This window comes from Emticicia sp. SJ17W-69 (assembly GCF_051209875.1).
Lineage (GTDB): Bacteria > Bacteroidota > Bacteroidia > Cytophagales > Spirosomataceae > Emticicia.
This window is the reverse complement of the sequence record NZ_JBNTQY010000001.1, coordinates 3,152,347-3,170,268: the sequence shown is the minus strand read 5'-3', so window position 1 is coordinate 3,170,268 and position 17,922 is coordinate 3,152,347. Positions and strand designations below refer to the sequence as shown.

Genomic DNA, 17,922 nt, shown 5'->3' with positions numbered 1-17,922 from the left:
ATAAAACATTACTAAGTTACTTAAATAAAAGTGGAGCAAATTCTGATAAATACAATCTCCATGAATTCCAGTCGTGGTTCCCTTCATTTTCACGATAAGTATATTTGAACCCTATTTCATCATATAATTTTCTCATTTCAACTACACTTTTGTATAAGAAATCGTCGTTTCCTATGCCAATCCAATATACTTTTGGATTATTTCTTTGAAGTTCTTCGAGTTGCTTAATATGCTCTTCTTTCTTGTATGAGCCATCATTTCGAAAAGTAGAAAACAGACCCATACTCATTACCCCAATATATTTAAACATCGCAGGATTAGCATTCGTAATATTCTGGGTCTGATAGCCACCCATTGAAAAGCCAGTAATGGCACGGTGGTTGGCATCAGGGATTACTCGATAATTGCTTTCGACATATGGAATTACATCTTTGATTAAACTTTTTTCAAATGTTCCTGCCGCCATTGAGCCAATTCCCGAAGGTACTTTATTTTGCATAGCTGCTGGGCGGTCAAGTGGTGCTGCTGGTGTCACAGCATTTCCATTGGTGATGACAACAATCATTGGCTCAGCTTTTCCAGCCGCAATCAAATTATCTAAAATATAATTGGCTCTGCCACGACTCAACCAAACTTCTTCGTCTCCACCACCTCCATGTAGTAAATATAAAACTGGGTATTTCTTGTTATTTTTATCGTAGTTTGGTGGCGTGTATATAAACATTCTACGTTGTTGTGTGCCAATCGTTGGCGAATCATACCAAACTGATTTTAAATCACCGTGTGGAACAGACTTTACATCTATTATATCTGCTAATCCTCCTGGAACCATTAATCTGTTCTGAATCCAAGCTCCATCACGTGTAACCATTGTATTAAGTGGGTCGAGCATTGGAATGCCATCAATAACAATGTCATACTCATACATATCTGATGGAAGTGGGCCAACTTTCACTTCAAAAACTGAATCTTTTTTTATCATTTCATTAGGCTTATATCCCTTCGACCATGTACCTGCAACCTGCACACTTTTGGCATTTGGAGCTTTCACCTTAAAAACAACTGAGTTGTCTGACAAAACTTCAGGAGAAATAATATTACTTGCCCTTCTTTGGGCCTGTACGAAATATGGGAGAGCAATAAAAAACACCCAAATAATCAAACTTTTGTTTTTTTTCGTAAAAGAAATTCTTTTTTTCATGTTATTAGAGGAGAATGTGTTATTCAAAGAAAAAATTTAACTTATTTTTGAACACGAAAGTAAAAGCAAAAAAATAACAAACAAACATTTTCATTTATTTTCTTTTTATTTCGTTTATTTTCTTTTAGTTTTGCTTTAAGAAAATGTATTTTGATTAAAATGAATCATCAACATCGACCAAAAACATCATGCTACCAAACCAGAGAAGAGATAGAATTATTGAATTATTAAAGGAAGATGGCTCGGCAAAAGTAGTCGATTTGGCTCGCCTTTTTAAAGTAACAGAAGTAACGATACGACAAGATTTAGAAAAGCTCGAAGCCGAGGATTTGATTATAAAAGAACACGGCGGGGCAACATTAAAAAATGTTGAAGATCAAGTGAAAAACTTTTCATTGGTTCATCAAGATAATCTCGACAAGAAGGAAATGATTGCCCAAAAATGTATAGAGTTTATCGAAGATGGCGATACAATTATTCTTGATTCAGGCAGTACAACCACCGAAATAGCTAAAAAAATAAAATCTTCAGGCATCAAAAACTTAACCGTTATTACGAATGCACTAAATATAGCTTTGATGCTTGGAACAGGACTTAATATTGAAGTTATTATGACAGGGGGAGAATTTAAGCCTCCAACTCTCTCGTTGACAGGACAAAAAGCAGCAGACTTTTTTAAGGGATTAAATGTCCAAAAGCTATTTTTGGCAACTGCGGGGATTTCCCTAAAATCGGGCTTGACTTATCCATCAATCAGTGATTTAGTAGTAAAAAAAGCCATGATAGATGCCGCCGAGCTTACTTATTTGGTGGCAGATAGTACAAAAATAGGTAAAAGTGCATTGGCAAGTCTCGGTGCATTGAGCTTGATTGATTTTATCATTACAGACTCAGGCATTGAAGAAAAGCACAAGCAGGTTTTCAAAGACAACGAAATAGAATTAATTCTTGCAAATTGAATATATCATTAACTTTAGTACAAAACATAATAAAAAATAATGAAAAAAAGCATTCTTTTTTTAACTATTTGCTTCCTCACGTTGGCCTCTAATTTATTGTTGGCTCAAAATCAAAAGTCAAGTAAGCCAAGAACCATTGTTACGACCGATGGTGAATTAGATGATGTAGATTCATTCATTAGATTACTACTTTATTCTAATGAATTTTCTATTGAAGGTTTGATTATTTCAAGTTCACAATGGCATTATAAAGGTGATGGGAAAGGCACAAAGTTCACTTCCGAAATGGAGATGACTAAAAAAATGTATGGAGAAAGAACCGAGTTGCGTTGGCCTGGAACACAGTGGATTTATAATTTGGTTGATGCTTACGGAAAAGTTTATCCAAGTCTTAAAACTAACGCAGCAGGTTATCCAAGTGCCCAACACTTGAAAAGTTTGATACGAATCGGGAATATTGATTTTGAGGGTGAGATGGAAAAAGATACAGAAGGCTCTGATTATATCAAAAAGAAATTACTTGATGATGATATGACGCCACTTTATTTGCAAGTTTGGGGTGGTACAAATACCATTGCAAGGGCATTGAAATCAATTGAAGATGATTACAAAAATACCCCAAAATGGCAATCAATTTATGAAAAAGTATGTAAAAAAGCCATTATTTATGCAATTCTTGATCAAGATGCAACCTATCGTAAGTACATTTCAGTCAATTGGAAAGACATCAAGATTTATTATAATTCTAAGCAATTTTGGTGTTTAGCCTACTTTTGGAAAACGGCTGTACCAATTGAGTTACACCCATTTTTAGAAGGTAAATTTATGGGTGAAAAAATAATCAATAATCATGGGGCATTAACTAAAATGTACTATAGTTATGGCGATGGAAACCCACCCGCAGGCGAAATAGAAGATATTTATAGTGATCCTGCCAAAATTAAAAAAAATCAATGGGGTAGTTTTGGGCAATATGATTTCATTTCAGAGGGCGATTCTCCCGCATTTTTACATTTAGTAAATGTAGGCTTAGGAAATCTAGAAAATCCACAGTTTGGTGGTTGGGGAGGTCGATTGGTACAATCTAAAACATCGCCAAATAGATGGGAAGATGGAGAAAATGCAGCAGATTTTAACACATTTACAAAGAAAACAGATTTAGCATTCGCTCAAACTCGCTGGTTGGAAGTTTTGCAAAATGATTTTGCTTCTCGGGCAGATTGGTGCATAAAAAATTATAAAAATGCCAATCATCCGCCAATCGTTAAGCTAAATATTCCTGCAAATTTGACTGCAGCACCTAATAGTATTGTCAAACTTAATGGAACGGCTACTGATCCTGATGGGAATACTTTAAGTTATCATTGGTGGCAGTATGAGGAAGTTGATACATATAATGGTAAAATTTCTATCGAAAATGCAGACAAAAAAAAGGCTTCTTTCAAAGTCCCAAGTGACATTAAAAAAGGAGAAACCATACATTTGATTTTAGAGGTAAAAGACAATGGAACACCACAATTGACTCGTTATCAGAGAGTTATAGTAAGTATTAAATAGTTCTAAGTTCTATTAAATTAAAAAAAGATGACAACAAGACGACAATTTTTAAAGAAAACAGGGATTTTAACAGCAGCAGCTGTGACTCCATTACAGGATATTTTTGCTGAAATGGGTATGAAAAATCAGATTGGGATTCAGCTTTTTTCATTACCTAAAATGCTTTCGGAAAACTTTGTGGGTGGTATAAAAATGCTTTCACAAATGGGATATAAAGAATTGGAGTTATACGGACCATTTCCATTTAGTACTGAGTCAGCTCAAAAACGTTGGAGTGCTGTCACGCCACAGTTAGGCTTTAGCGGAAGTGGTTATTTTGGGAAAAGTATTCAAGAGGTAAAAACTATTTTGGCAGATAATGGGCTTAAAACTCCAGCCATGCATACCGATTTAGATACTTTACAAAACGGCATGGACAAATTAGGAGAAGCTGCTCATATTTTGGGACAGACGTATGTAACCTTGCCTGCCATTCCTGATGAAAAACGCCAAACGATTGATGATTATAAACGTATAGCAGAAGCTTTCAATAAAATCGGCGAAAATGCTAAAAGAAATGGAATCAATTTTGGCTATCATAATCACGGCTATGGCATTAAGCCTATGAATGGACAAATTCCGCTTCAAATCATTTTAGACAATACCGACCCAAATTTAGTCTTTTTTGAGCTTGATATTTTTTGGACAGCATCAGGAGGAGCAAATCCGATTGATTTCCTGACAAAATATCCAAATCGTTATAAAATGCTACATTTGAAAGACATGAAAGAGAAAAAAGAGTTTTCGGGCGATGGGGGAAATGCTTCACAATGGATTCCACTTTTCTCAAATATGACAACCGCAGGTGATGGTGTACTTGATTTGAAAGGCATCGTAAAAAAAGCGAAAGAGATAGGGGTGGAGCATTATTTTGTTGAACAAGACATGGTAGCTTCACCAGAAATCGCTTTGAAAAGGAGTTTAGAGTATTTGAAAACAAAAATATAAATGGCTATGATGGGTATTGAAGGAAAAGGTGTGTGGCATATTATTACTCAAACCCAATCCTCAGTACTCTTCAAATATTAAAATTAAATTATGACGATAGGAATAATCATAGGAAACAGGGATTTCTTTCCTGATAGTTTGGTAGAAAAAGCAAGATTAGAAATCATTGAAGTTTTTTCAAAGTTAAATCTAAAACCGATACTTTTAGCTAGTAACGATACCAAACTCGGCGGTGTAGAAACCTACAAGGAAGCCCAAAAATGTGCTGAATTGTTTAAAAAACACCGAGAAGAGATAGCAGGTATATTGGTGTTATTGCCCAATTTTGGCGATGAAAAAGGTGTAGCTGACACTTTAAAACTTTCGGGTTTAAATGTACCTGTATTGATACAAGCCTACCCCGACGACCTCTCGAAAATGAACGTTGTCAATCGCAGAGATTCATGGTGTGGAAAAATTTCAGTTTGTAATAATCTTTATCAATATGGCATCAAATATTCACTGACCAGTCAGCATGTTAGTTTGCCATCTGCTCCCGAATTTCAAAAAGATCTAATGGATTTTGTGGCAGTTTGTAGGGTTGTAAAAGGTTTAAAAAATGTCAGAATTGGTGCGATTGGTGCCAGACCAGGTGCTTTTAATACTGTTCGATATTCAGAGAAGATTCTCCAAAGAAGTGGGATTACAGTAACGACTTTCGATTTATCCGAAATATTGGGGAGAGCGAATAAACTCACAGCCGATGATACAATAGTAAAGCAGCACATTGAATCAATCAACGCTTATGCTCCGAAAGGAAAAACACCCAATGAAGCAATGCTTCAAATAGCCAAATTGGATGTTGTTTTGAAGCAAATAATGGAAGAAAATGCTCTTGATGCAACGGCTATTCAGTGCTGGACTTCTCTTCAACAAAACTATGGCTGTAATGTATGTACAAGCATGAGTATCATGTCAGAAAATATGCTTCCAAGTGCTTGTGAAGTTGATGTAACGGGTACATTGAGTATGTATGCCATGCAATTGGCTTCTGGCTCACCAAGTGCATTGGTTGATTGGAATAATAATTATGCCGATGATCCTGAAAAGTGTGTCCTATTTCATTGTGGCAACTGGGCAAAGTCGTTCTTGCCAGATATTCAGATTTCAAATGCTCCAATTCTTGGAACATCTGTCGGTGTCGAAAATACATATGGTGCATTGGATGGACGAACGCCAGCCATGCCACTCACTTACGGAAGAATAAGCACTGATGATCCTAAGGGTATTATCAAAGCTTATATTGGTGAGGGCGAATTAACAAATGATCCACTTACTACTTTTGGTAATAGAGCAGTGGCTCAAATACCTGATTTACAAGGGCTTATGAAATATATTTGCCGTAACGGTTTCGAGCATCATGTAGTAATGAATGCTTCTAAAACAGCTTCAATTTTAGAAGAAGCATTGGGGAATTATATGGGTTGGGAAGTCTATAAGCATTAATTGATATTAGATTTACGAATGATGAAAAAAATATTAATCTGTAATTCTAAATCGCTGTATATGAATAATGCTATCCAAATAACACGTCTAAATACTACAGATTTACATTGGTAAAATAATTATATAATTGTGAAGGAATTAGAAAAAAAATCAAGAGAATATCGTCAAAAAATCCTCAAGTACATTTTCAATGCCAAAGCAGGGCATACTGGCGGGAGTTTGTCAATAATTGATATTCTCAATGTATTATACAATGAAATTCTTAATGTAAGTCCTGAAAATTGGGAATCTAATCTTCGAGATAGATATGTACAGAGTAAAGGACATTGTGTAGAAGCTCTCTACGTAGTTTTGGCCGATAAAGGTTTTTTCCCAGAAGAAGATTTGCTGACGATTTGTAAATATAACTCACCTTATATTGGACATCCAACCAAATATATTAAAGGTGTCGAACAAAATACTGGGGGTCTTGGGCATGGTTTATCTATTTGCTCAGGCATGGCTTTGGCAGCAAAAAAAGATAATTCACCCGTGAAAGTTTATACTGTTTTGGGTGATGGAGAAATGGCCGAAGGCTCAAACTGGGAAGCCATGATGTTTGCAGCACATTATAAATTGGATAACCTCTGTGCGATTCTCGATTATAACAAACTACAAATTACAGCACCCAATGCCGAAGTAATGGGACTTGAGCCAATCGACAAAAAACTTGAAGCATTTGGTTGGGCTGTAAAGCATGTAGATGGACATAACCTCGAAGAATTAAGCCAAACCCTTAAAAGTTTACCATTCGAGCAAGGAAAACCATCGTTTATTATTGCTCATACCACCAAAGGCAAAGGTGTAAGTTACATGGAAAATAACATAAAATGGCATCACGGCGTACCAACCCAAGAGCAATATAATCAAGCGATTGAAGAATTAAATCTAATCGAAGGATAAGAATAAAATAAATGGCACATATTACTGAAAATAATACAGCTTTAAAATCTTTAGCCAATTTAGAAGTGTTTTCCGAAACTCTCCAAAAATTAGCTGAAAATGATAAACAAATTACCGTTGTTACGAGCGATTCACGTGGCTCAGGGAAACTTGTGCCATTCGGACAGCGATTTCCTGACCAAATTGTTGAAGTTGGTATTGCAGAACAAAATTTGGTAGGCGTCGCAGCGGGTTTGTCGAGTATGGGTAAAAAAACCTTTGCCGTTTCGCCAGCTTGTTTTCTTACGGCTCGTTCGCTGGAGCAAATTAAAAATGATGTCTGTTATTCTGATAATCCTGTAAAATTGGTTGGTATTTCGGCTGGAGTAAGTTATGGAGCATTGGGTTCAACGCACCATAGTTTGCACGATTTTGCAGTTTTAAGAGCTATCAACAATATTACAATTGTAGTTCCAGCTGATAATTTTGAAACTGAACAAGCTATTCTTGCCGCTTCAGAAATGCAATCGCCAGTTTATTTAAGATTTGGCAAAAAAACTATGCCATCAAATATTGATGAAAATGATGAACTTTATACAGCTTCTAAAAATTTTGAAATTGGCAAAGGGCGTGTTTTGATGGAAGGTACTGATCTTACTTTTATAGCTATCGGCGAAGCAGTTTTGCCTTGTATAGAAGCAGCTAAAATCTTACATAAAGAGAATAATATTACTTGTACAGTGGTAAGTATGCACACCCTAAAACCATTGGATAGTGAACTTATTAAAAAAATAGCTTCAAATGGTAGTCCAATTCTAACTGTCGAGGAACACTCCGTTTATGGTGGCTTGGGTGAAGCGGTGGCATCCTTACTTTTACAAAATGGCTTTCATAATCGCTTTAAAATTGTTGGCTTACCCGATGATCATACAGTTTCGGGGTCGCAAAATGAGATTTTTGAGCATTATGGTATCTCTAAATCTGGTTTAGCAAAAACAGGATTAGAAATTTTAGCAAAACAAAATCAAACTTTAGTTCAGGCATGAAAAAACTTACAATATTAGTTTATGTTTTGTTAATGGGAATATCCATCATGCTCCTTTTGAGTCAATGTTCCAGTAAAAAAGATACAGAAAAACCTAAAGTTGCCGTAGTTATCTCTACGCTAAATAATCCATGGTTTGTAGTTTTGGCTGAATCTGCCTCACAATACGCTAAAGATTTGGGCTACGAAACCAAGATTTTTGATTCGCAAAATAACCCTGCCATTGAATCGGATAATTTTGAAAGTTTGATTTCTTCGGGCTACGATGCAATCTTATTTAATCCGACTGATGCCGATGGTTCTATTTCTAACATTCTAAAAGCAAAAGAAGCGGGGGTGCCTGTTTTTTGCATGGATAGAGAAGTGAATACTAACGACGCATCTACAAGTCAGATTTTATCAGATAATTATTCGGGATGCGTAGAAATTGGAATTGAGTTTGTAAAATCGCTCAATGAAAAAGGCAAATATGTAGAAATCATAGGTTTGGTGGGTGATAATAATACATGGGCAAGGTCTGGAGGCTTTCATTCAGTAGTAGATAAGTTTCCTAATTTTAAAATGGTAGCTCAACAAAGTGGAGATTTCGACCGAAACAAAGCCATGGAAGTTTTAGAAACCATCATGCAAGCTAATCCAGATATTGATGCTGTTTTTTGTGGAAATGATGCCATGGCACTCGGGGCTTATCAGGCTCTACTTGCCGCTGGAAAAGCCGATAAAGTGAAAATTTTTGGCTTTGATGGGGCCGATGAAGTAGTGGAGAAAATTGCTGAGGGTAAAATAATAGCAACAGGTATGCAATACCCTAGAATTATGGCCAAAACTGCTGCAAAATATGCCGATGAGTTTTTTAAAGGTAAACGAGTGTTTCCTCAAAGAATACCAGTTGAAGTGGAAATGATTACAAAAACGAATGCCAAAAATTATCTTTCAAAAAAATGAAAAAAATTGTCGTTGTTATCATAATCGGCTTACTTGCTTACAACTCAGTTTATTTCAAAAAACTGAGTCAATTAAAAAACGATTCTGCAAAGAAGTTTGATTTTACTAAATATACCGATTCTCTCTATTATCAAGGCATTCTCAAAAATGATTCTATTATCAGTATTGAAGATTTATTGCCCCAACTTTCTACAAACAAAGAGGCTGCCTTTACACAATTTGGCAATAAGTTGAGTATTGGAAATTCGGCGTATTTTATGGTTAAAATTTCTGGAGAAATCTCAGCTAAAACCAATGAAGGTTACATACTAAAATTAAATAACGGTAATAAATATACGATAGACACAAAGTTTATTTTTGGGAATGCCATTCGTGATGCTTCACGATTAGTAAAACTCACAGATTTTAAAACTAATACTGAGTTTAATCAAATATCGGAGTCATTGAACAAACTCATCAGAGAGGAGGTACTTCCCAAAAAACTGAAAGCTATTAATGTGGGAGATAAAATTATTGGAAAAGGTGTAATTAGCCAAAGTAAAAAAGAAAATCTGCCTGTAAAAATAACACTGGTTGATATAGAAAAACAATAAGAAACGTACCTTCAGCCCTATGTTACAAGTTAAGAATATTTCCAAAAGTTTTCCAGGAGTAAAAGCACTTCAAGATGTAAATCTTAGTTTTTATGCAGGAAAAGTAAACGCTATTTTAGGTGAAAACGGTGCTGGTAAATCAACTCTTTTAAAGATACTTACGGGCGTTTATACTGATTTTGAGGGTGAAATATTGCTTGACGGAAAGCTTCAAAAATTTAAAGGTGTAACCGATGCTCAAAATGCTGGTATTGGCATTATTCATCAAGAGTTAAATCTGATACCACATTTAAGTATAACTGAAAACCTTTTTCTTGGCAACGAAATTATCAATAAATGGGGACTACTTGATACCTTAACAATGGAGCAAAAAACAATAGAATTGCTTCAAAAACTAAAACTTTCGCTTGCTCCTAAAACACTATTACAAAATTTGAAAGTTGGCGAACAGCAACTAATTGAAATTGCAAGAGTATTGCTCGCTAATAGGCAAATAATTTTGATGGATGAACCAACTTCTGCCCTTAGTGATGCTGAAATTGAAAATCTGCATAGCATTATAGAAGAACTCAAATCACAAGGCAAGACGATTGTTTATATTTCGCACAAAATGGACGAGCTTTTTAAAATCGCTCAATACTATACAGTGATGCGTGACGGACAAACAGTTGATGCAGGCGAAATGCAAAATACTACAGAGAAGGCACTTATCAATAAAATGGTTGGTAGAGATATTCAAATCAATAAAAAACAACAAAATCTCAATAATCAAAAACTTGCATTAAAAGTAGCCAACTTGACATTACCTCATCCAACAATCAAAAATAGATTTTTACTAAATAATATATCTTTTGAGCTAAAAAAAGGCGAAATCGTTGGCGTTTTTGGACTGATGGGGGCGGGTCGTACCGAAATATTACAATCCATTTTTGGCCTTAATGCCGATAAATGTTCAGGAGAAATTTTTGTAAACGGTGAAAAGACTAAAATAAAAAATCCAAAAGACGCGATTGCCAAAGGAATGGCCTTCTTAACCGAAGACCGTAAAAACGAAGGTTTAGTGCTAAATATGGACATAGCTTCAAATATTAGTCTTACCACCCTAAAACCTGATGATTTATTAAGTTTTAATAAAGATAATGATTTGGCAAAAAAATATATTGATGAGCTTTCTATCAAAACGCCAAATGCTCAGCAACAATGTATGAATCTGAGTGGTGGAAACCAACAAAAAGTAGTGTTGGCTAAATGGCTTTCCACCAACCCTGAAATTTTAATGCTTGATGAACCCACTCGTGGGATAGACATAAAAGCTAAGAGTGAAATCTATGAACTCATTAAAAATTTAGCGGATAGTGGCAGAAGTATCCTTTTAGTTTCGTCTGAAATACCAGAAGTTTTGGCTCTATCTGATAGAATTTATGTATTAAGTGGAGGTGAAATCAAAGCAGAATTCAATGCAGCCGAAGCAAATGAAAACCTTTTACTCAAGGCAGCTATATAAAATACTTGTTTAAAATAATTACATAATGAACAAAGAATTACTCAAAAAATCACAGTCACTTATTGCCTTGTTTGCCTTATGTTTGGTAATTAGTCTGTTGTCGGATAAATTTCTAACTTCCAATAATTTATGGAATGTACTACGACAAATTTCTGTAAATGTATGTATCTCAGTTGGCATGACACTGGTTGTTTTAATGGCAGGCATAGATCTATCGGTTGGTTCGGTTTTAGCTTTTAGTTCGGCAGTTTGTGCAGGTTTGCTCAAAAATGGCATTTCAATTCCTACATTAGACCTTTTCATTGGATTTACAGTTTTGGGTGGCATTTTAGTATCATTGCTCATTGGGCTTTTGATGGGACTTTTTAATGGTTGGGCTATTACAAAATTTTCATTGCCACCTTTTGTATCTACCCTCGCCATGCTCACTATCGCTCGTGGTGCAACTATGCTATACACACAAGGTATTCCTATTTCTAATTTGGGTTCAAATTTTGAATTTATTGGCTTAGGTTGGTTGTTGGGTATTCCTGTTCCTGTTTGGATTTCACTGGTAATAGTTTTGATTGTGGTTTTTATTACCAAAAAGACAGCCTTTGGCCGTTATATTTATGCTATTGGAGGTAATGAAAAAGCTGCTTTTTTATCGGGTATCAACATAAATAATATAAAATTGGCAGTTTATGGCATTGCTGGTATGATGGCGGCAGTAGGAGGGGTATTGGTTACATCAAGACTCAACTCTGCACAACCCAATGCAGGAGCTAGTTATGAATTGGATTCTATTGCCGCAGTAGTAATTGGTGGCACTTCTCTTTCGGGTGGGGTAGGTACTGTTATGGGTACGGTCATCGGTGCCACCATTATTGGTGTTCTCAACAACGGCTTGGTATTGCTTAATGTTTCACCATTTTGGCAACAGGTCGTAAAAGGCTTAGTGATACTTTTGGCCGTGATTATTGATAAAAAAAGTAAAAAGTAATTTTTATGACTTCAGCAAGGCACAAAGCCTTTCCGAAGTTTATATTGTACCTATGAAAAAATACATTCTCGCAATAGACCAAGGAACATCCAGTACTAAAAGCATAATTTTTAATGAAAAAGGAGATGCTGTTGCCAAAGGTCATGCCGATTTGCATACCCATTATTTTGACAATGGTTTTGTAGAACAAAACCCCGAAAGCATTTACCAAAATGTTTTAGATTCGGTTTCGCTTTGTATCAAAGATTTTGAGAAAAAGGGTTTTAACATCGAAGAGATCGCTTCATGCGGCATTAGCAACCAAAGAGAAACATTTATACTTTGGGATAAATCAGGAAAACCTCTTTCTCCAGCAATAGTTTGGGCTTGCAAGAGATCTATTGAAATTTGTCAGAGATTGATAAACGATGGTCAAAATGATATAATTAAACAAAAAACTGGGCTAATTATTGACCCTTATTTTTCAGCCACAAAATTGCTTTGGTTGCTCGAAAATGATGCCGATTTAAAAGCAAAATTAGATTGTGGTGAAGTTTATTTTGGCACAGTTGATTGTTGGCTTTTATGGAAAATGACCAACGGCCAATCGTTCAAAACTGACTATACCAATGCCCATCGAACACTTCTTTTTAATATTCATACCCTTGAATGGGACAAAGAAATTTTGAAACTTTGGGGTTTAGAGAAGCTCAAATTACCTGAAGTTTGTGCTTCAAGTACGGAGTTTGGAGTGTGGAGTTGGGAATTAATTTTAAAAGGAAGTCCTGAATTCAAAATTCCAAACTCAGAACTCCCAATTCATAGTTTAATCGGTGATTCCCATGCGGCCACTTTTGGTGAAGGCTGCTTTGAATCAGGTACCGCTAAAGTTACGCTTGGTACTGGTAGTTCAATTATGATGAATATTGGTGCAAAACCAGTCAATTCAGCAAACGGTATGCTCACTACCATCTGTTGGAGTACAGAAAGCCGCATTGATTTTGCTCTTGAAGGAGCAATTGTTGCCTGTGGTTCTACAATAGAATGGGTTAAAAATGAGTTAGGCTTCTTTAAAGATGTTGCTGAAACGGAAAATATGGCACTTTCAGTAAATGATAATGCGGGTGTGTATTTGGTGCCTGCTTTCAGTGGCTTGGGGGCTCCTCATTGGCAAATGAATCGTAAAGCATCTATTGAGGGAATGACTTTTGGGACTACTAAAAATCACATAGTAAGAGCTGCATTGGAGAGCATTCCATACCAAATAAAAGATGTAATTACAGCCATGCAAAAAGATATGGATGGCGAACTGAAATCAATTTCAGTAAATGGCGGACTCACTCGCAACGGCTTTGTAATAAGATTATTGAGTGATTTACTGACCTTACCACTACAAAAACAATCAAATCCAGATGTTTCTGCACTCGGGGCAGCGTATCTTGCTGGTATCAAAAGTGGTGTTTTTGAAAGTATAGAACAACTGAAAAAACTTAATACTGCAAAAACTGAGGTCATATCTCCAAATAAAAACAATAAAATTGTCGAAAAAGGTTACGAAGGTTGGCTAAGAATTATAGCTAAATAGTTTGTAAAAGGCGGTTCTAAAGATAACAATGTGACTTTTATCAACCCTTTAAAAATTAGTTTGTTTTTGAACCTTAACGATGCCAGTAAAAGGATTACTGACATCGTTAAATCAATTATTTTGATTTTTAGGTGACCACTTATTTAAATAAATTTTCAAACTACCTTGTTTCAATTTATTTAAAGTATCGTTACAATCTGAAAATATAAGGGCATTCCTATGGTAATATTTAATGGGAAAGTAATGGCAAGTGCCATTGGGAGATAAAGCCCTGGATTGGCTTTTGGAACTGTTATTTTCATTGCTGCTGGAACAGCTATATAAGACGCACTCGCCGCCAATACTGCAAAGATGAACCTATTTGTTATATCTGATGTAACAATTGAGCTAAAAATGGCAAAAAAGCAACCGTTGATTAATGGGATAACTAATGCAAAAACAAATGGGAATAAACCAAATGAAAAGAAAGATTTCAATTTTCGCCCACTTGTTATACCCATATCTAAAAGAAAAATAGCAAGGAATCCCTTAAATAAATCGTTGGTGAAAGGCTTGATTCCGTCGGCTTGTTTGGCATTTGCTAAAAAGCCAATTACCAAACTTCCAAGTATCAATAAAACACTACCGTTGGTTAATGAATGTTTCATCACCATTGGTATTTTTATGTTGGTGGAGCTCTCTTCCTTATTAAATAGTGACATTAAAACCAAGCCAATAATGATTGCTGGTGATTCCATTAGAGCCATGATTGCTACCATATATCCATGAAGACTTAATTGTTGTGATTCGAGGTATGAAACCGCCGTTACAAATGTTACTGCACTTACAGAGCCATAAGCAGCTGCGATGGCACCTGCATCATAAACATTTAATTTTCTTTTTAGAATGAAAAAGGTGTATGTTGGAATAAGCAATGAAATACTGATTCCAAATAACATCGACCAAATAATTTCATTGGTAAATGCTTCGTGAGATAACTCTTGACCTCCTTTAAAACCTATTGAAAATAATAAGTAAAGAGAAATGAATTTTGATGAATTAGAGGGAATTTCTAAATCACTTTTTAAATAAACCGCAAGAATTCCTAAAATAAAGAATAATAGTGCTGGATTGCTTAAATTTTCTATTAGTAAATTGAAGTTCATATTATCAGAAAGTTTTAGTTTTGTAAATTGTAATTGATTCAGTGTTCTATTCAATAAATTGAAGTTCGCCTGTTCGCAAAGTGTAGAAAGCACCGACTATTTTTATTTCGCCATTCTTTTCCATTGTGCGTAATATTTCACTTTTGGCTCTTACTTGTGAAATAGTATTCCTTACATTATTTTGTGCTACTAACTTGACGAAGGCTTCATTTTTAGACGACTTTTCGCCCTCAAAGTTTTTACTCATTTCAACGGCAGGTTTTATATTTGACAACATTGAGGTGATATTGCCAAGATGCACATCATCAATTGCACCTTTTACCGCCCCGCAGTGTTGGTGACCCATGATTAATATCAATTTTGCTCCTGCAACTTTACAAGCAAACTCCATGCTTCCTAATAAATCTGTATTTACAAAATTACCTGCAACTCTACCAACAAAAACATCTCCAATACCTTGGTCAAATACATCTTCTACTGGAACTCGGCTATCTAAACAACTTAAAACCATCGCTTTTGGAAATTGACCACCCGTTGCCGCTTTCCTGATTTCTTCAGAATGTTCACGTTGAGTTGTATTACCATTTTTAAAGCGATTATTTCCATCTTTAAAATCTTGTAAAACGTCTGCTGGTGTTAGTAAGTCTTGTTCAACTTTTGTCATTACGTGACTATTTTTTTTGACTGACGATGATTGATTAACTACCTCTGCCTTACTTTTTTTTGTGCTTGAATCACATGCCCAAAAGTGTGTTAGGCTAACCATAATTGTGCTGACTGTTAATAGTTTTTGTATCATTATTTTTGATTTTTTGATTAACACTGCAAAATTGAGGATTTTAATTCATAAATATTTATTTATATTTGTAATGTATTATATAAAAAATAATTATGAATTATACTTTAAATCAACTACAAATATTTTTGAAAGTTGTAAAGACCCAAAGCGTAACAAAGGCATCTGAAGAGTTGCATCTGACTCAACCAGCGGTTTCCATTCAGCTCAAAAACTTTCAAGATCAGTTTGAAATACCATTGACAGAAGTTGTTGGTAGAAAAATTTATATAACTGATTTTGGTAAAGAAATTGCTGAAGCAGCTGAAAATATTATTAATCAAGTTTATGCGATTAACTACAAAACATTGGCTTATAAAGGTCAATTAAGTGGCCGTTTAAAAATTTCTGTTGTTTCAACAGGGAAGTATGTAATGCCCTACTTCTTGTCTGATTTTATGAAACAACATTCAGGTGTAGAACTATTGATGGATGTAACAAATAAGAGCAAGGTCGTGGAAAGTTTAGAAAATAATGATGTTGATTTTGCTCTTGTATCTATTTTACCAGCTAAGTTAAATATTGATAAATTAGACCTACTCCAAAATAAATTATACTTAGTAGGAAACTTAAAAACAACATTTAAAAATGATGTTGAGACCAAAGATGTATTTAATGAATTACCTTTAATATTTCGAGAAGAAGGTTCTGGAACAAGGCAAACAATGGAAAAATTTATAGAAAATAATAATATTTCTGCTCTAAAAAAAATGGAGCTCACCTCTAATGAAGCGGTGAAGCAGGCACTATTAGCTGGATTGGGATTTTCAATTATGCCTTTAATTGGAATTAAAAGTGAATTACATAATGATGAATTGCAAATAATTCCTATCAACGGATTGCCCATTAAAACAATGTGGAGTTTAATTTGGCTGAAAGAAAAAAAGCATTCTCCTGTTTGTCTTTCGTTTTTGGATTATTTAAATAAAGAGAAAGAGTCTATCGTTCAAAATACATTTAGTTGGTATGAATCATATTAATTCTTTTTCAATACAGTTAATAAAAATTTGTTAATAAATTTTCCAAGTTATCCTAAGTACAAGAAGTTATTACTTTAAAACTTCTTTCAAACATCATCTGAAAGGATGGGTTTAGATAGATTTTTGCCATTTTATCGTTTAAATTCATGAATTTCCTCAAATAAAAAGGGAAATGTTAATGCTCGAATTTACAAGAAGTAATAAATATGATTATTACGTGAAAAAATAATAGGAAACATTATTGTCTATTTTTTAGATAATAAAATTATTTTACTAATTTTGTTCAATAATGAAGATTATGTTCAAAATCAATTTCCATCAAAAAAATCTTATCCAATGAAAAATGTACTTTTTTTTAGACTCCTTAGTCTATTTATCTTGATGTCAATGGGCCTAACAGCTTTTTCTCAAAAAAAATGGGGAGGTATGACACTTTACACAGTTCGCAATGAAATGGGCAAAGACGCAAAAGCGACCCTAAAACAAGTAGCCGACTTGGGTTATAAATATATTGAAGCAGTAGATTATAAAGATGGTAAATTCTATGGAATGACTCCAGACGAATTCAAATCTTATCTAAAAAGTTTAGGCCTTACACCTATTTCTGTTCACATGGGCTCAATGACACTTGAGAATGCCGACAAATTAGTAGCTGATGTGAAAGCGGCTGGCTTTAAATACTTCATCGCTCCTGTTCCACCTATGGGAATGTTTAAATTTGACACGAAAACAAGAAAGTTAGGAATGGAGGGTAGTGTAGAGAAGCTTGCTGATATTCTGAATACAATAGCAAAAAAAGCTAAGGCTGCTGGCTTAGAATTTCTTTACCATAACCATGATTTTGAATTTCAAGCAAACAAAGATGGTATTGTACCAATAGATTATTTGCTCGAACATCTTGATCCTAAATATGTGAATTTTCAAATGGACTTGTATTGGGTAACTAAGGCTGGTGCAGACCCAGTGGCGTACTTCCAGAGATATCCAGGCCGTTTTAAAATTTGGCATGTAAAAGATATGGATTCTCAAGAGCGATTTGCACCAGTCGGACAAGGAAAAATAGATTTCAAGAGAATTTTGGATAATAAAAAGCTCTCAGGAATGAAATATTATATCGTAGAACAAGATCAAACTTTTGATGGACTACAACCAATGGATGCTCTAAAATTAAGCAAGCAAGGCTTAATTAAGTTTGGCTTTAATTAATTCAAGCCAAATG

Annotated in this window: 16 protein-coding genes; 13 read left to right on the top strand and 3 right to left on the bottom strand. The window is 34.9% G+C overall.

Features of this window, described 5'->3' with window-relative positions:
* Positions 1-16 precede the first annotated feature (16 nt).
* On the bottom strand, positions 17-1,201 hold the full coding sequence (locus tag ACQUQZ_RS12895) for an esterase (protein ID WP_435355404.1): 1,185 nt from the start codon (positions 1,199-1,201) through the stop codon (positions 17-19).
* A 188-nt stretch (positions 1,202-1,389) separates the two neighbouring features.
* Here ACQUQZ_RS12895 and ACQUQZ_RS12890 point away from each other — a divergent pair, with 188 nt between their 5' ends.
* The 11 genes from ACQUQZ_RS12890 to ACQUQZ_RS12840 all read left to right on the top strand — a co-directional run bounded on the left by ACQUQZ_RS12890 (position 1,390) and on the right by ACQUQZ_RS12840 (position 13,743).
* A complete protein-coding gene (locus tag ACQUQZ_RS12890; RefSeq protein ID WP_435355403.1) occupies positions 1,390-2,160 on the top strand; it encodes a DeoR/GlpR family DNA-binding transcription regulator in 771 nt (256 codons plus the stop codon).
* A 39-nt stretch (positions 2,161-2,199) separates the two neighbouring features.
* Entirely contained in the window at positions 2,200-3,717 is a 1,518-nt protein-coding gene (locus tag ACQUQZ_RS12885) for a nucleoside hydrolase-like domain-containing protein (RefSeq protein WP_435355402.1), read from the top strand.
* 27 nt (positions 3,718-3,744) lie between these two features.
* A complete protein-coding gene (locus ACQUQZ_RS12880; RefSeq protein ID WP_435355401.1) occupies positions 3,745-4,704 on the top strand; it encodes a sugar phosphate isomerase/epimerase family protein in 960 nt (319 codons plus the stop codon).
* A gap of 90 nt (positions 4,705-4,794) precedes the next feature.
* Positions 4,795-6,189, top strand: a complete 1,395-nt coding sequence (locus ACQUQZ_RS12875; RefSeq protein ID WP_435355400.1) for an L-fucose/L-arabinose isomerase family protein — start codon at positions 4,795-4,797, stop codon at positions 6,187-6,189.
* Between the two features lie 123 nt (positions 6,190-6,312).
* Positions 6,313-7,131: a transketolase gene (locus ACQUQZ_RS12870; RefSeq protein WP_435357653.1), complete on the top strand. Its 819-nt coding sequence runs from the start codon at positions 6,313-6,315 to the stop codon at positions 7,129-7,131.
* Between the two features lie 11 nt (positions 7,132-7,142).
* Positions 7,143-8,156, top strand: coding sequence for a transketolase family protein (locus ACQUQZ_RS12865; RefSeq protein ID WP_435355399.1), 1,014 nt, complete (start codon positions 7,143-7,145; stop codon positions 8,154-8,156).
* A complete protein-coding gene (locus tag ACQUQZ_RS12860) occupies positions 8,153-9,100 on the top strand; it encodes a D-ribose ABC transporter substrate-binding protein (RefSeq protein WP_435355398.1) in 948 nt (315 codons plus the stop codon). The genes ACQUQZ_RS12865 and ACQUQZ_RS12860 overlap by 4 nt, the downstream gene beginning before the upstream one ends.
* A complete protein-coding gene (locus ACQUQZ_RS12855; RefSeq protein WP_435355397.1) occupies positions 9,097-9,693 on the top strand; it encodes a DUF2291 family protein in 597 nt (198 codons plus the stop codon). Before ACQUQZ_RS12860 ends, ACQUQZ_RS12855 begins: the two co-directional genes overlap by 4 nt.
* Before the next feature lie 19 nt (positions 9,694-9,712).
* Positions 9,713-11,197 carry a sugar ABC transporter ATP-binding protein gene (locus ACQUQZ_RS12850; RefSeq protein ID WP_435355396.1) on the top strand — a complete coding sequence of 495 codons (1,485 nt, stop codon included), beginning with the start codon at positions 9,713-9,715 and terminating at the stop codon, positions 11,195-11,197.
* A gap of 25 nt (positions 11,198-11,222) precedes the next feature.
* Positions 11,223-12,179, top strand: coding sequence for an ABC transporter permease (locus tag ACQUQZ_RS12845; protein ID WP_435355395.1), 957 nt, complete (start codon positions 11,223-11,225; stop codon positions 12,177-12,179).
* Between the two features lie 52 nt (positions 12,180-12,231).
* Entirely contained in the window at positions 12,232-13,743 is a 1,512-nt protein-coding gene (locus ACQUQZ_RS12840) for an FGGY family carbohydrate kinase (RefSeq protein ID WP_435355394.1), read from the top strand.
* 179 nt (positions 13,744-13,922) lie between these two features.
* Here ACQUQZ_RS12840 and ACQUQZ_RS12835 read toward each other — a convergent pair whose 3' ends face one another.
* Entirely contained in the window at positions 13,923-14,888 is a 966-nt protein-coding gene (locus ACQUQZ_RS12835; RefSeq protein WP_435355393.1) for a sodium-dependent bicarbonate transport family permease, read from the bottom strand.
* 46 nt (positions 14,889-14,934) lie between these two features.
* Complete coding sequence (locus tag ACQUQZ_RS12830) at positions 14,935-15,687, bottom strand: carbonic anhydrase family protein (protein ID WP_435355392.1); 753 nt, start codon at positions 15,685-15,687, stop codon at positions 14,935-14,937.
* Positions 15,688-15,779: 92 nt separating this feature from the next.
* On the opposite strand from ACQUQZ_RS12830, the gene ACQUQZ_RS12825 reads away from it, so the two are divergent.
* Positions 15,780-16,703: a LysR family transcriptional regulator gene (locus ACQUQZ_RS12825; RefSeq protein ID WP_435355391.1), complete on the top strand. Its 924-nt coding sequence runs from the start codon at positions 15,780-15,782 to the stop codon at positions 16,701-16,703.
* Positions 16,704-17,039: 336 nt separating this feature from the next.
* Positions 17,040-17,909, top strand: coding sequence for a sugar phosphate isomerase/epimerase family protein (locus ACQUQZ_RS12820; protein ID WP_435355390.1), 870 nt, complete (start codon positions 17,040-17,042; stop codon positions 17,907-17,909).
* Positions 17,910-17,922 lie beyond the last annotated feature (13 nt).

Excerpts from the sequence above, each read along its gene's own strand:
- ACQUQZ_RS12830 (WP_435355392.1), bottom strand. The coding sequence starts at position 15,687 with ATGATACAAAAACTATTAACAGTCAGCACAATTATGGTTAGCCTAACA.
- ACQUQZ_RS12845 (WP_435355395.1), top strand. The coding sequence starts at position 11,223 with ATGAACAAAGAATTACTCAAAAAATCACAGTCACTTATTGCCTTGTTT.
- ACQUQZ_RS12855 (WP_435355397.1), top strand. The coding sequence starts at position 9,097 with ATGAAAAAAATTGTCGTTGTTATCATAATCGGCTTACTTGCTTACAAC.
- ACQUQZ_RS12895 (WP_435355404.1), bottom strand. The coding sequence starts at position 1,201 with ATGAAAAAAAGAATTTCTTTTACGAAAAAAAACAAAAGTTTGATTATT.
- ACQUQZ_RS12865 (WP_435355399.1), top strand. The coding sequence starts at position 7,143 with ATGGCACATATTACTGAAAATAATACAGCTTTAAAATCTTTAGCCAAT.
- ACQUQZ_RS12820 (WP_435355390.1), top strand. The coding sequence starts at position 17,040 with ATGAAAAATGTACTTTTTTTTAGACTCCTTAGTCTATTTATCTTGATG.
- ACQUQZ_RS12835 (WP_435355393.1), bottom strand. The coding sequence starts at position 14,888 with ATGAACTTCAATTTACTAATAGAAAATTTAAGCAATCCAGCACTATTA.
- ACQUQZ_RS12840 (WP_435355394.1), top strand. The coding sequence starts at position 12,232 with ATGAAAAAATACATTCTCGCAATAGACCAAGGAACATCCAGTACTAAA.
- ACQUQZ_RS12890 (WP_435355403.1), top strand. The coding sequence starts at position 1,390 with ATGCTACCAAACCAGAGAAGAGATAGAATTATTGAATTATTAAAGGAA.
- ACQUQZ_RS12880 (WP_435355401.1), top strand. The coding sequence starts at position 3,745 with ATGACAACAAGACGACAATTTTTAAAGAAAACAGGGATTTTAACAGCA.
- ACQUQZ_RS12850 (WP_435355396.1), top strand. The coding sequence starts at position 9,713 with ATGTTACAAGTTAAGAATATTTCCAAAAGTTTTCCAGGAGTAAAAGCA.
- ACQUQZ_RS12885 (WP_435355402.1), top strand. The coding sequence starts at position 2,200 with ATGAAAAAAAGCATTCTTTTTTTAACTATTTGCTTCCTCACGTTGGCC.
- ACQUQZ_RS12825 (WP_435355391.1), top strand. The coding sequence starts at position 15,780 with ATGAATTATACTTTAAATCAACTACAAATATTTTTGAAAGTTGTAAAG.
- ACQUQZ_RS12860 (WP_435355398.1), top strand. The coding sequence starts at position 8,153 with ATGAAAAAACTTACAATATTAGTTTATGTTTTGTTAATGGGAATATCC.
- ACQUQZ_RS12875 (WP_435355400.1), top strand. The coding sequence starts at position 4,795 with ATGACGATAGGAATAATCATAGGAAACAGGGATTTCTTTCCTGATAGT.